14 protein-coding genes are annotated in these 12,614 nt (G+C 67.0%); 9 read left to right on the forward strand and 5 right to left on the reverse strand.

Going from position 1 to position 12,614, the window contains the following annotated elements; translation table 11 throughout:
- The first annotated feature begins 2 nt into the window (after positions 1-2).
- Positions 3-1,466 (forward strand): serine/threonine-protein kinase, encoded by a 1,464-nt coding sequence (locus tag WFK36_RS16235; protein WP_336792908.1) that lies wholly within the window; start codon positions 3-5, stop codon positions 1,464-1,466.
- An 11-nt stretch (positions 1,467-1,477) separates the two neighbouring features.
- The gene (locus WFK36_RS16240; RefSeq protein WP_336792909.1) at positions 1,478-2,176 is read left to right on the forward strand and encodes a hypothetical protein; all 699 of its coding nucleotides are present in this window, start codon (positions 1,478-1,480) and stop codon (positions 2,174-2,176) included.
- A gap of 17 nt (positions 2,177-2,193) precedes the next feature.
- Here WFK36_RS16240 and WFK36_RS16245 read toward each other — a convergent pair whose 3' ends face one another.
- On the reverse strand, positions 2,194-3,345 hold the full coding sequence (locus tag WFK36_RS16245) for a DUF3089 domain-containing protein (RefSeq protein WP_008381017.1): 1,152 nt from the start codon (positions 3,343-3,345) through the stop codon (positions 2,194-2,196).
- Between the two features lie 85 nt (positions 3,346-3,430).
- On the opposite strand from WFK36_RS16245, the gene WFK36_RS16250 reads away from it, so the two are divergent.
- From WFK36_RS16250 to WFK36_RS16260, 3 genes are all read left to right on the forward strand, one after another.
- The gene (locus WFK36_RS16250; RefSeq protein ID WP_336792911.1) at positions 3,431-4,837 is read left to right on the forward strand and encodes an endoglycoceramidase I; all 1,407 of its coding nucleotides are present in this window, start codon (positions 3,431-3,433) and stop codon (positions 4,835-4,837) included.
- An 82-nt stretch (positions 4,838-4,919) separates the two neighbouring features.
- Positions 4,920-5,081, forward strand: a complete 162-nt coding sequence (locus tag WFK36_RS16255; protein ID WP_336792912.1) for a hypothetical protein — start codon at positions 4,920-4,922, stop codon at positions 5,079-5,081.
- 52 nt (positions 5,082-5,133) lie between these two features.
- Entirely contained in the window at positions 5,134-5,955 is an 822-nt protein-coding gene (locus WFK36_RS16260) for an SDR family NAD(P)-dependent oxidoreductase (RefSeq protein ID WP_336793085.1), read from the forward strand.
- Positions 5,956-5,962: 7 nt separating this feature from the next.
- Here WFK36_RS16260 and WFK36_RS16265 read toward each other — a convergent pair whose 3' ends face one another.
- From WFK36_RS16265 to WFK36_RS16275, 3 genes are read right to left on the reverse strand one after another with little or no spacing between them, the layout of a single operon-like run.
- On the reverse strand, positions 5,963-6,790 hold the full coding sequence (locus WFK36_RS16265; protein ID WP_008381010.1) for an alpha/beta hydrolase: 828 nt from the start codon (positions 6,788-6,790) through the stop codon (positions 5,963-5,965).
- A gap of 42 nt (positions 6,791-6,832) precedes the next feature.
- Positions 6,833-7,600 (reverse strand): aquaporin Z, encoded by a 768-nt coding sequence (gene aqpZ / locus WFK36_RS16270; RefSeq protein ID WP_008381009.1) that lies wholly within the window; start codon positions 7,598-7,600, stop codon positions 6,833-6,835.
- Between the two features lie 39 nt (positions 7,601-7,639).
- Positions 7,640-8,041 carry a hypothetical protein gene (locus WFK36_RS16275; protein ID WP_008381008.1) on the reverse strand — a complete coding sequence of 134 codons (402 nt, stop codon included), beginning with the start codon at positions 8,039-8,041 and terminating at the stop codon, positions 7,640-7,642.
- A 135-nt stretch (positions 8,042-8,176) separates the two neighbouring features.
- Here WFK36_RS16275 and WFK36_RS16280 point away from each other — a divergent pair, with 135 nt between their 5' ends.
- Genes WFK36_RS16280 through WFK36_RS16295 form a run of 4 tightly spaced genes read left to right on the forward strand, consistent with a single transcriptional unit; the run spans position 8,177 to position 11,695 of the window.
- Entirely contained in the window at positions 8,177-9,148 is a 972-nt protein-coding gene (locus WFK36_RS16280; protein WP_336792915.1) for a pirin family protein, read from the forward strand.
- Entirely contained in the window at positions 9,145-9,582 is a 438-nt protein-coding gene (locus WFK36_RS16285; protein WP_008381004.1) for a MarR family winged helix-turn-helix transcriptional regulator, read from the forward strand. The genes WFK36_RS16280 and WFK36_RS16285 overlap by 4 nt, the downstream gene beginning before the upstream one ends.
- Positions 9,579-10,337, forward strand: a complete 759-nt coding sequence (locus WFK36_RS16290) for a pirin family protein (protein ID WP_336792917.1) — start codon at positions 9,579-9,581, stop codon at positions 10,335-10,337. Before WFK36_RS16285 ends, WFK36_RS16290 begins: the two co-directional genes overlap by 4 nt.
- A gap of 5 nt (positions 10,338-10,342) precedes the next feature.
- The gene (locus WFK36_RS16295; protein WP_336792919.1) at positions 10,343-11,695 is read left to right on the forward strand and encodes a dipeptidase; all 1,353 of its coding nucleotides are present in this window, start codon (positions 10,343-10,345) and stop codon (positions 11,693-11,695) included.
- Positions 11,696-11,713: 18 nt separating this feature from the next.
- Here WFK36_RS16295 and WFK36_RS16300 read toward each other — a convergent pair whose 3' ends face one another.
- A complete protein-coding gene (locus tag WFK36_RS16300) occupies positions 11,714-12,589 on the reverse strand; it encodes a serine hydrolase (RefSeq protein ID WP_336792921.1) in 876 nt (291 codons plus the stop codon).
- Positions 12,590-12,614: the final 25 nt, after the last annotated feature.

Here is a 12,614-nt window from a genome sequence, read left to right on the forward strand (position 1 = left end):
ACATGAGCAGCTCAGCCGATCGTTCCGGCACCGAACTCGGCCCCTACCGCCTCGTCCGACTCATCGGGCGAGGCGGGATGGGCGAGGTGTACGAGGCCGTCGACTCGGTCAAGGACCGCACCGTCGCTCTGAAACTGCTGCCGCCCCATCTCGCGGACGACGACCAGTTCCGTGCCCGGTTCCTTCGCGAATCACAGACGGTCGCCAGGCTCAACGACCCGCACGTCATCCCGATCCACGACTTCGGTGAGATCGACGGACTGCTGTACCTCGACATGCGCATCGTCCACGGCCGTGACCTGCGCAGTCTCATCAAAGATGCACCGCTGCCCGCCGAACGGGCGGTCGCTCTCATCGCGCAGATCGCAGGCGCACTCGACGCGGCGCACGCGTCCGGACTCCTGCACCGCGATGTGAAGCCGGAGAACATCCTCGTCGACAGCAACGACTTCGCCTACCTGGTCGACTTCGGGATCGCACAGTCGGCCGACGCCACACGCTTCACCGCGACCGGATCGGCGATCGGGTCGTTCGCGTACATGGCCCCGGAACGGTTCAGTGACGACATCGCGCTCACCCCTGCCAGCGACGTCTACTCGCTGGCCTGTGTGCTGTTCGAGGCGGTCACCGGGGCGCCACCGTACCCGTCGACCAGCTACGAGAAGATCATCACCGGCCACTTGACCAGGCCCATTCCACCGACCGGCACCGTCCTCGACCCGGTGATCGCGGCGGGAACCGCAAAGGACCCGAGCCAGCGGATCGCCTCATGCGGGGAGTTCGCCGCCGCCGCGAAAGCCGCACTCGACGGCCGCCACACGCCGACCCTCGTCGCCCCGGTTCACGCACCGCAGCCCTCCCCCGCTATGCCGTATCAGCAGGTCGTGCATCCGACGCCCCAGCCCGCACCGGCGTCGAACGGCGCTCGTGTGGCTCTGATCGCCGCCGCCGTCGCAGTAGTCGCCCTGATCGCGGGCGCCGGAGCCGTCTGGATGGCGATGAAGACCTCCGACACCGACCCCGTCGCCGCCTCGCCGACGAGCGTCACCGTGTCCACCACCACCATCTCGGCATCCACCGCGACCGCGACCGCCACCACGGTCACCGAGACCACCACCCGTCCGGCACCGACGCGGGGTTCGGGCGACCTCGGACTGTCGACACCGATCACCGTCCCCGCATGCGACGGACAGAGCATTCTGATCGTGTACAACGCGACCACTCCCGGCCAGTACGAACAGGAGATCGGCGCCGCGCTCGCCGCGAATCCTGGCGCGAAGTACCTGCGCACGGACAACTCCTGCTCATCGATGCGCCAGGCGTACGACGACGGAAGCCCGATCTACGCCGTCTACTTCGAGGGCTCCTCCGTCGCCGCCACCTGCGCGAAGAAGGCGTCGTTCGGCGGCGCGTCGTATGCCCGCTTCCTCGACGCCACGACTCCGGTCGGCACCGAGATCTGCTGAACCACGGCACAATGGAGCCCATGTGGGGCTTCATCGGCCAGTACTGGTGGCTCGTTTTCGTGTTCGGCGGATCGATCGGCGGTGCGATGCGCGCCGTCTCAGCCTGGAATGAACGGCGTGCCGAACGCAGTCTCGAGCGATACCGCATCAAGCAGGAGACGAGCGTCGCCCGCGCGGAGGCGGAGAGTCGAGGGCGGATCGACGCCGCCTCGGTGCAACGGGAGCGCGCATCGGCGGTCGCCGATCACAATGCCACCGACGAACGGTGGTTCGCCCATGAGACCGATCTCGCGACCCTGCTCGACTATCCGATGCTCGTCGACCTCCGCGAACCGCTGACGGAGAAGTTCCATCGCGCGCGGAGTCGCGCCGAGCTCCTCCGGCCGCCTGCGGACGACTCCACCGACCCGGCAGCCGTCCGCGCCTACCGCGACGCCGTGCACGACTACACGACGTCTCTCGATCTGGCCGAACAGGAGGCGAAACGCCGTCGACGGTCGGATTTCAGCCCTGTCGAGCAGGAACGGCTGGCCCGCGCCCAACGACTGCTCGCCCTGGCGATGGACGACGGCGCGTCACCGCAGGAACGCCGCCAAGCGTACGAGCGGGCCCGTACCGAGTTGGACGGCCTCATCCATCTTCCTGCCGCGGGGACCACAGCGTTGGAGACCAGAGTTCGCGCCGCATTGGAGTCGGGCACGGCCGAGTAGGCCACTCGGTACGTCAGTCAGCGGTAGGCGGCCAGCTGCTGCGCTGCGATCGAGTGCAGTTTCTCGATGCCGAGGTTCAGGTCCACAAGATGTGAATCGAAGAGCGGCAGTTCGTTGAAGTGCTGCGGGACCACAGGCGTTCCGTGCAACCGGTGGAACCCGCTCGGGTTCACACAGTTCACCTTCCACCGACCGGGCCCGGTGGTCCACGTGGACTTCGACGTCGGGAGATCACCCGGGAACGTCGACACCTTCATCAGGAAGGCGATCATGCTCGCCGCGTACGGGCGGCTGGGCACGGTCGCGGCAGCCGGACTGTAGTCGCCGCTGAGCCTGTCGGGGTCGGTGCACGCGACCTGGAATGCCGGACCGGTGGGCAGGTTCATCGGAGTGCTGAGCGCATCGAGGCTGCTGTTGCCGAACAACGACGGCAGGCCGACGAGTTCGGTCGAATAGGCCACCACACATCCGGTCTGTGCACGGCGGGTGCAGATGGGAGTGTTCCGGAAGTCGCCGCCGGTGGTCTTCCCGCGCGCCGTCATCACGTTGCCGCCCATCAGGAAGGCACCGACCATCTTACGACGCAGCTCCGGCTTCGGGTCGATCTCCTCGCGGATCAGCTTGCGCAGCATCATGGTCCCCTGCGAATGCCCGATGAAGATCACCGGCCGCCCTTTGTTGTCGTCGCGGAGGTACTTCTGCCACGCGCGCTTCACATCGCCGTACGACGTGTTCGGGATGTCGCGGTTGCCGACCCACGACGCCATCATCGCCGGGCTGAGGCCCCACAGAGTCATCTGGCGGTAGACCGGCGCGTACACGCGGCACAGGTCGTTGAACGACGCCGCTTGGAAACGAGCGATCGACTGCACCGACGGGACGGGCTTCTTGTCGGCCAGCAGGGACGGTTGATCGGTGACTGTCGGGTAGACGTAGAAGCAGTCGGCCTTCTTCGCCGAGTCCGGCGTCACCGTGGCCGGATGAGTCTTCCCGGTCAGAAGGTCGGTGCGGTCGTTCTTCAGGTCGCAGGGGTCAAGACTGCCGGGACGGCACAGCCACTGCACGGCGGGCTCAGCGGCGGCCGGAGGCGGCGGGGCCACGAACAGACCGGCTACGACGGCCACCGCCGCCACGAGCGCGAACAATGGTCCGTTACGACGAAATGGCATGAATATCCCTCTCCAGGCATGCGATCTGTGACGTTCGACTACTAGACCCTGCCACAGTGACCTGACTCATGAGTAGGGTACGGCCATGTCTCTGCCCCGCAGCATCGTCGCGCTCATCGTCACCATCGGCGCCGTCGTGTCGTCCACCATGCTCGTCGCACCGCAGGCGTCCGCCGCTCCTGCCGATCCGCTGGCGGTGAGCGCGCTGCACACACGCGGCACGTCGATCGTCGACGCGGCCGGTCGCGTGGTGCTGAATCACGGCGTGAACAACGTCGACAAGGAGGCGCCGTACATCAAGGCGGGCGACGGATTCACCGTCACCGCGGCCGACGCCGCGAAACTCGCGGGGTACGGATTCAACTCCGTGCGCCTCGGCGTCTCATTCGACGCGCTGATGCCCACGAAAGGCGACGTCGACGAGGACTACATCGGACGCGTGACGGCGGTGGTCGACATGCTCGCCGACCACGGCATCCGAACTCTCCTCGACAATCATCAGGACGGGATGTCATCCCCGTGGGGCGGCAACGGATTCCCCGCATGGGCGGTCAAGTCGCGCCCCCTGCCCGGTGAGCCGAACCCCGGGTTCCCGCTGTACTACCTCATGCCGAGCATGAACGCGGCCTGGGACGAGGTGTGGACCAACCGCAACGGCATCGTCGACCATCTGGGCACCGCGCTCAAGGCGCTCGCCGCAGGACTCAAGGGCCATGCGGGCGTGATGGGCATCGAGCTGCTCAACGAACCATGGCCGGGCACCGCAGCCCTGACCTGCTTCCCGATCGGCTGCCCACTGTTCGACGTGCAGTACCAGAACACGATGTCGAAGCTCACCCGCTACGTCCGCCAGGGCGACCCCACGGTCCCCGTCTACTGGGAGCCGAACGTCACCTGGAACCAGATGATGCCGTCGTACATGGGCCTCAAGCGCATCAAGGACCGCAACGTCGTGATCGCGCCCCACGACTACTGCATCCCGTCGCAGCTCGCGATCTACCTCGGACTCCCCGAGAGTCTGCGGTCGCTGTGCTCGGCGCAGCAGGGCCTCACGTGGACGCACGTCGACGAGGTGTTCCGCCGCACCGGCAAACCGGTGGTGATCACCGAGTTCGGCGACGTCGACGCCACGGTTCTGAGTCAGACGCTCGATCGGGCGGACAAGCGATTCGTCGGCTGGATGTACTGGCACTACACGAGCGGCCAGTCGCTGTCCGGGGTCGCCCGCCAGCTCGTCCGCACGTACCCGCAGGCCACCGCGGGACGTCCCGGCGCGATGACCTTCGACACGGCCACCGGCGCATTCTCGTTCACCTACCGCCCCAACCCGGCGATCAGCGCTCCGACCGTCATCTACCCGTCGTCGGTGCACTACCCGAACGGCTACACCGTTCAGGTGACCGGCGGGCAGTACGTGACGGCGTCCGACGGCCGACTCCACGTGTCCGCGGACGGCCCCGGACCGGTCACCGTGTCGGTCACCGCAAAGTGATGCAAATCCCTTTCTGCGGCCAGTTCGGGCCGTCACGCGGGACAGTGCGTTGTCGTTCACTTTCACCAGTTACCATCCACTCGTGCTGGAAGATCTGAACAAGAAGGCGAAGAAGGCCGGACTCCATGTGGCCGTCGCGAAGAAGGCTGACCTGTACAGCATTCGGAAGGTGAAGAACGGCAAGCTCATCGCGAAGAACATCGACACCGACGAGGTTCTGCAGATCATCAAGAAGTACAAGTAGCGTGTCTGCGCCCCGTCTGGTCTCGTCCGTGTTGCACACCGCGGTCTACACCATGCTGAATCCGCCGCGCAGTCTCTCCGACGTTCGACGCATCATCGACGGTCCTGCCGACCTGACAGGGAAGGCGATCGTCGTGACCGGCGCGTCGTCGGGCATCGGTGAATCCGCAGCGCATCTCCTGGCTTCCCGCGGCGCGACGATCATCGCTGTCGCCCGTAATCTCGATGCACTCCAGGCCACATGCGATGCGATCGAGGCGGCCGGCGGTGCGGCGCACCCGATGACGGCCGACCTCTCCGACCCGGACGACGCCCGCAGGCTCGCGTCCGATGTGCTCGATCGGTTCGGCCCGCCGGACGTGTTGATCAACAACGCCGGTCGGTCCATCCGGCGCAGCACACTGGACACCGTCGACCGGTTCCACGATTACGAGCGCACCATGGCGCTCAACTACTTCGGACCCGTCGCCCTGATCCTCGGGCTTCTCCCGGCGATGGTCGACGCAGGCCGCGGCCAGATCGTCAACGTCGTCACGTGGGGCGTCACTGCGGGCGCGATGCCCAAGTTCGCGGCCTATCACGCCTCCAAGGCAGCCCTGGCGGCGTTCGGACGGTCGTTGGACGGCGAATGCGAGGGCACCGGCGTCGTCGTGACCAATGCGGGTTTCCCGTTGGTGCGGACGCCGATGATCGCTCCGACCGCGTCATACGACGACGCCCCCGCGCTCACGTCCGAACAGGCCGCCCAGTGGTTGCTGCGTGCTGTCGAGCAGCGTCCGGCCGAGTTGTACCCGCGCTATGCGGTGGCGTTGCGGACCGTCGGTGCGTTCTCCCCGCGCGCTGTCCACCGACTGATCGGCCGCTCCGGCATCTGAAGCACCCTTACGAATGCGCGACGATCCAGTCGGTGACCGTGCTGATCACCTCGTCGCGTTCCGGTTCGTTGAAGATCTCGTGGTAGAGCCCGGGCAGGATCGTGACGGTGAGGTCGCTGCTCCCGGCGTGGCGTTCGACGATCCGGCTGCCTTCCGGGTTGGCCAGGACGTCGGCCCCTCCGTGCAGGACGAGGGCGGGCATGGTGAGTGTCGGAAGGCGGCCGGGGAACGTCGCCATGGCACCGATGAGCGCTCCACCGAGCCCGGCCGGGATCTTGCCGTGCCAGACGAGCGGATCGGATTCGTAGGCGGCGACGACGTCCGGATCGCGGCTGACCGCTGACGCCGACAAGGCCGCCGACGGCAGCCACGGCACGAGCTTGCCGAGGATCGGCGCGATCTTGACCAGCGGCGCGGGCAGATCCGCTCCGGGGACGATCGCCGGTCCGGACAGGATCAGTCCGTCGAGCATGTCGGGGTGATCGAGAGCGTACGACAACGCGATGGCGCCGCCCATGCTGTGGCCGATGAGGAAACGTGGTCTGCACTCGGAGGCCGCCACGCCGATCACACTGTGCAGGTCGGCGACGAAGTCGCCGAAATCGGTGACGCCCAAGCGTTTTCCGGTGGAGCGTCCGTGTCCGGCATGATCGGGGATCACCGCGGTGTAACCGCGGTCGGTGATCGCCCGCGCGACGTGGTGATACCGACCTGCATGTTCACCGAGTCCGTGTGCAACGACGACGACGCCCACCGGCTCGATGTCGGGCCGGTGGACGTCGTAGACGATGGTGTTGCCGTGGCGACCGGTGATCGACGCTGTCGAAGTCTGCATCAGAGCAGAGTAGCGCCGATCACACTCCTGGTCTTCTCGGGGTCATTCCTCCTTGGCTGCGCCGATGGCGAGTTTTCCGTTCTCGAACAGCAGCGGATACAGCAGGCCACCGATCAGTCCGCCGATCAGCGGTGCGACCCAGAACACCCACAACTGCCCGGGTGCGCCGTTTCCGTTGAAGAACGCGACGGCGGTCGATCGAGCAGGGTTCACCGAGGTGTTGGAGATCGGGATCGAGATGAGGTGGATGAGGGTCAGCGACAGGCCGATCGCCAGCGGCCCGAAGCCCTTCGGCGCCCGACCGTCGGTGGCGCCGAGGATCACGATCAGGAAGAACGCTGTGAGAATGACTTCGGCGAGGATCACCGCGCCGAGGGCGTAGCCGTTGGGCGAGTGCTCCCCGTAGCCGTTCGCGGCCATGTTGCCTTCGGCGGTGAAGCCGTCCTGCCCCTTGGCGATCACGAGCAGCGCCAGGCCGGCGAGCAGACCGCCGACCACCTGCGAGACCCAGTATCCCGGCAGATCACGCCACGGCAGGCGACCGCTGACCGCGGCGCCGAGCGTGACGGCGGGATTGAAATGGCCACCCGAGATGTGCCCGACGGCGTATGCCATCGTCACCACGGTGAGACCGAACGCCAGTGCCACACCGAGGAATCCGATGCCGAGCTGAATGCTCGAACTCGTCGCCTCATCGGCGGCGACGACTTTGGCGGCGAAGATCGCGCTGCCACAGCCGCCGAAGACCAGCCAGAACGTTCCGAACAGTTCCGCCAGCCATTTAGCCGGCGTCGAGATGGTGTCGCTCATACGTGCTCCTTCTCTCGTGTCCACCGACCGGCCCCGTGCTCAGTCGGTGTGAATGATTCCCAGCCGTTCGGCGACAGCCCGACCTGCGGACTCCACCATCCCGATGGGACGCAATGCGGTCTCGGCGATCACGACGACGCTCTCGACACGGCCCACGACCGCTTCGAGACGTGCGACGACGCTCGCCATCCGAGTGACCGTCTCGTCGACGCGAACCAGGGTGGTCCCGAACTTGTCGAGGGTCACCTCGAGCTTCTCGAGGGTCCCGTCGAGTTCGGCGGTGGTCTTGCCCAGGCCCGTCAGCACCGGGCCCATCTCGCTGAGGAGATCTTCCACCTGATTGACGGTCTGGTCTGCGTTGAGCGCCGCCTGCGCAAGCTTGCGAAGACGTTGCCGGTCGGCGCCGGTGCGTTCGCCGTCCGCTGCGGACTTGATGGCCATGGCAATCAGTATGACCGGTTCTTCAGCGATCGCCGACTCGGTTCGGACACAAGTCCGCATCACTCGGGAATGAATCCCTCACTGCGGTGGTTGATCCCGCTAGATCGTTCAAATTTTAAGGAAATGGAGAACGTCATGCCCGCCGTCACCGCAGACACCCTGACTCTGCCCCGCATCTCTGCTGCCACCGTCGAGCAGACCGAGCGCCCGGTGCGATCGGTCACCACCGGCCCGCGCGGACACGAGGGGGAAGGCTTCCCCGTCGTCCGCGCATTCGCAGGCGTCTCACAGGCCGCGCTCGACCCGTTCATCCACATGGATCAGATGGGCGAGGTCGAATATCAGCCCGGCGAGCCCCGTGGCACCGACTGGCATCCGCACCGCGGATTCGAGACCGTCACCTACATGATCGACGGTCGGTTCCAGCACCAGGACTCAGCGGGAGGCGGCGGACTGATCGAGAACGGTGCGACTCAATGGATGACGGCCGGTTCAGGTGTCCTGCACATCGAGACCCCACCGGTTGAGCTCGTCGAGTCCGGCGGAACGTTCCACGGCATCCAGCTGTGGGTGAACCTCCCGGCGACCGACAAGTTCATCGCGCCTCGCTATCAGAGCCTCGAAGGCGGCCAGGTGCTCCTGCTGTCGTCACCCGACGGAGGCAGCCTCGTCCGCGTGATCGCAGGCGACCTCGACGGTCATGTCGGTCCCGGAGCCACCCACACACCGATCACCTTCGCGCACGCGACCATCGCCCCCGGGGCCGAACTGTCCACTCCGTGGCAGCCCGACTTCAATGCTCTGGTGTACGTCCTGTCCGGTCGTGGCACCGTCGGCGCCGAGCGTCGCCCGGTCGAGGGCGGCCAGCTCGTGGTCCTCGGCGCCGGCGACCGGATCACCGTCTCCGCCGACGCGGGCCAGGACTCCAACCGACCCGCTCTGGAGGTGCTGCTGCTCGGCGGACAGCCCATCCGCGAGCCCGTCGCACAGTACGGACCGTTCGTCATGAACACCCGACAACAGGTCATCGAGGCCATGGAAGACTTCCAGGCCGGCCGACTCGGTGTGGTTCCGCCGAACGCTCTGCGCCCCCACCGCGTCCGATGAGCGACGCCTGGCGGCTGTTCATCGAGAACAGTGCGCGGCTGCAGACCGAGCTCGACGAGCGGCTCCGCGCATCCGACGACATGACGCTGAGCGACTATCACGTGCTTCTCCTGTTGTCGGAGGCGCCGGAGAGCAGACTCCGGATGCGTGACCTCTCCCAGCGCATGGTCTTCTCCGCGTCGCGCCTGTCGTACCAGGTCCGGGTCCTCGCCGACCGCGGCTGGCTGTGCCGCGAGCCCGTCCCGGGCGATCGACGAGGCAGTTATGCCTGCCTCACCGATGCGGGAGTCGCCGCCTTCACGGCGGCGGCCCGCCGTCATTCCGCCGACGTCGACGAGCTCTTCCACTCCGCACTCTCCGACGACGACGAAGCCGCACTCGCTCGAGTGATGCGGCTCGTCGCCGACGCATCGACGAAAGACGACCCGACATGAGCATGACCGTCATCAACGCGGCCGACCGCCTGCACTGGGCCAACGAGTGGCTCACGTCCCGACAGTCGTTCCCCGGCACCGGAAACTACGACCTCTTCGGCAACGCGCACGGAGTGCTCGTGATGCACAACGACGACGTCGTCGACCCGGGCGAAGGGTTGGACGCCCATCATCACCAGAACATGGAGATTCTCACCTGGGTGCTCGACGGCGGTGTCACGCACCGCGACTCGCTCGGCCACGAGGTCACTCTCGGCCCCGGGGTGCTGGGACGGATGACTGCCGGAACCGGCATCACACACTCGGAGAGGAACGCGTCGACACGTGCGCAGCGAAAGTCGCTGCGGGTGATCCAGATGTGGGTGGCACCGGACACCGACGGACTGGAACCGAGCCATTCCGAGCACGACGTGGCCGCTGCCGTCGACGCCGGGAACCCCGTTCTGGTCGCGTCCGGCCGTCCCTCCCACACGGACCTCGATGTGGCGCGGATCAACAACCGATACGCCGCACTGTGGATCGCGCGACCACTCCCCGACTCCGTCGTGACCCTTCCGGGTGCGCCCTACGGCCACCTGTTCGTCGCTCGCGGCGCCGCGACCGTCGAGGTGGACGGCGAGACCCGCGAGCTCACCGAAGGCGACGCCGCTCGTCTCGTCGGCTCGGGAGACGTCGTCGTCCGATCGGGGTCGGGTTCCCGCCCGGAGATCCTGTACTGGGAGATGCACACGACCTTCGATCTCGTGCGACCCTAGAAGGCATGAGTCCCAACGGCATCGCCGACCGTCTGACCGCATCCGTCACCGACCTCATGGGCCGTGCCCGCGAGGATCTCAGCACCCTCGTCGGGTTCCCGTCCGTACACCTCGATTCGTCGAAGGCCGACGCCAGCCGTGCCAGTGCCGAATGGGTGGCCGCAGCGTTCGCCGAACTCGGCTTCAGCGCCGAGGTCATCGTGACCAGCGACGGCTCCCCCGCGGTCGTCGGCCACCGGCCGGGTCCTGAGGGATCACCGACGGTGGCGCTCTACAGCCATCACGACGTGCAGCCCGCCGGCGACGATGCGCTGTGGTCGTCGCCGCCGTTCGAACTCACCGAACGCGACGGTCGCTGGTACGGCCGCGGCTCGGCCGACTGCAAAGGCAACGTCGTCGCGCACCTGACAGCGCTGCGTGCAGCCGGCGACGATCTCGCCTGCAATGTGCGGATCATCATCGAGGGCTCAGAAGAGGCAGGCGGCGAGGGCCTCGACGACCTCGTCAAGACTCGCCCGGAACTGTTCGCCGCCGACCTGATCCTCATCGGCGACGCGGGCAACGTCGCCGCCGGACTCCCGACGCTCACGACCAGCCTCCGAGGTGTCGTCAACGTGAAACTCACGGTGTCGGCGTTGGAGACGGCGATTCACTCGGGTGCTGCGGGCGGTCCGACGCCGGACGCGATGGCGGCACTCGTCGCGGGTCTCGCGTCGTTGCGCAACGACCGCGGCGACACCACCATCGACGGTGTCCCGAACGATCAGACGTGGGAAGGCGTCGTCTACTCCGACGAGCAGTTCCGCAAAGACGTCGGCGCCCTGCCCGGCACCGAGATCCTCGGCAGCGGAACACCCGCCGAGATGGCGTGGGCGAGGCCCGCCGTCACCGTCATCGGGGTGGACGCGCCGTCCACCGCCGACTGCGCCGCGGCGATCATCCCGCAGGCGTCGGCCATGCTGAACCTGCGCATCCCGCCGGGGATGGAGCCGCAGCCCGTCTACGACGCCCTCGTGGCCCACTTGAAGGCACACATCCCATGGGGTGTGCGGGTAGACGTGGAGCCGGACGCGTTCGGCCGTCCGTTCCGAGCCCACACCGACGGCCCCGGGTATCAGGCGCTCACCGACGCGATGAAGACCGCATACGGTGTCGACGGCATCTTCTATGCAGGTCAGGGCGGTTCGATCCCGCTGTGCACCGTCCTCGCTGAGGCTCACCCGGATGCGGAGATCGCTCTCCTCGGTGTTGAAGAGCCGCTGTGCCACATCCATGCGCCCGACGAGTCCGTCGATCCCGCCGAGATCACCCGGACCGCGCTGACCGAGGCACTGCTCCTGACCTCGTTCACTCGCTGACCGCGCCCGGGCGGCCGGTCAGCAGCGTCCCTTGGGCAGTCGGCGGAGGTTGGCGTTGAGCCACGTCCCGACCTTGTTGAGCACGGCGACGCCGTCATCCATGGGTTCACCCGAGTAAGTGCTCATGGCGACGGCGGTCTGCGAACCGTCCTTGTGGGTGATGAGACCGAGTTGGCGGACTTCGTAGCCGCCCTTGTCGCCTGGACCCCAGCCGCCTTTCACCGCGGTGTCTGCGGGCGACTTCATCACTTCGATGCCCCAGCTCTGCACGGACGCGACATTGCCCATCAGCCCCACGATGTACTTGCTGTCGGGCAGGCACGGCAGGTTCGCCGCAAAGGTCGCCGCACCGCGGAGCGGCCACACAGTGAGACCGAATGTCTCGTCGTCCGCTTTGATCTCGACGACCTCGGTGTCGGTGTCGCCACCGTCGCGGATGACCGCCTCCACCAGCTTGCGGCCCTCAGACGGCGTGCCGAGGGACCTGCGGAGGGCGAGCGCCGCATCGTTGTCGGAGTCGATGATCGCCGTTCGGATCTCAGGAGTCCGGCCGTTCTTGCGCTGCGCGGCGAGCGCCAGCGGGACTTTGATCGTCGACCACGCGACACGTTCGCTCTGGTCGCCGAACGTGTAGACCTCGTCACCTCCGACCGGCGCGAGGGCGACGCCGACGTCGGCGGGCAGATCTTGTCGCGCGAAGCTCGCGGCGAGCGCGGCCTCTGCCCCTGACGGAGCGCTCGACGAACTCGACACCGCACTGGGCGACGTCGACACGGTGACGCGGTCGGCAGCGAGGACACCGTCCTGGTCGGAGCCACCGTTCGAGCACGCCGACAGGCTCGCGACGGCGGTGACCGATACGACGGCCAGTGCGGCCGCCCGGCGGGCGGACACAGATCGCAGAATATTCACTTTTGTC

Source organism: Gordonia malaquae, assembly GCF_037148075.1.
In the GTDB taxonomy this organism is placed as follows: Bacteria; Actinomycetota; Actinomycetes; order Mycobacteriales; family Mycobacteriaceae; genus Gordonia; species Gordonia malaquae.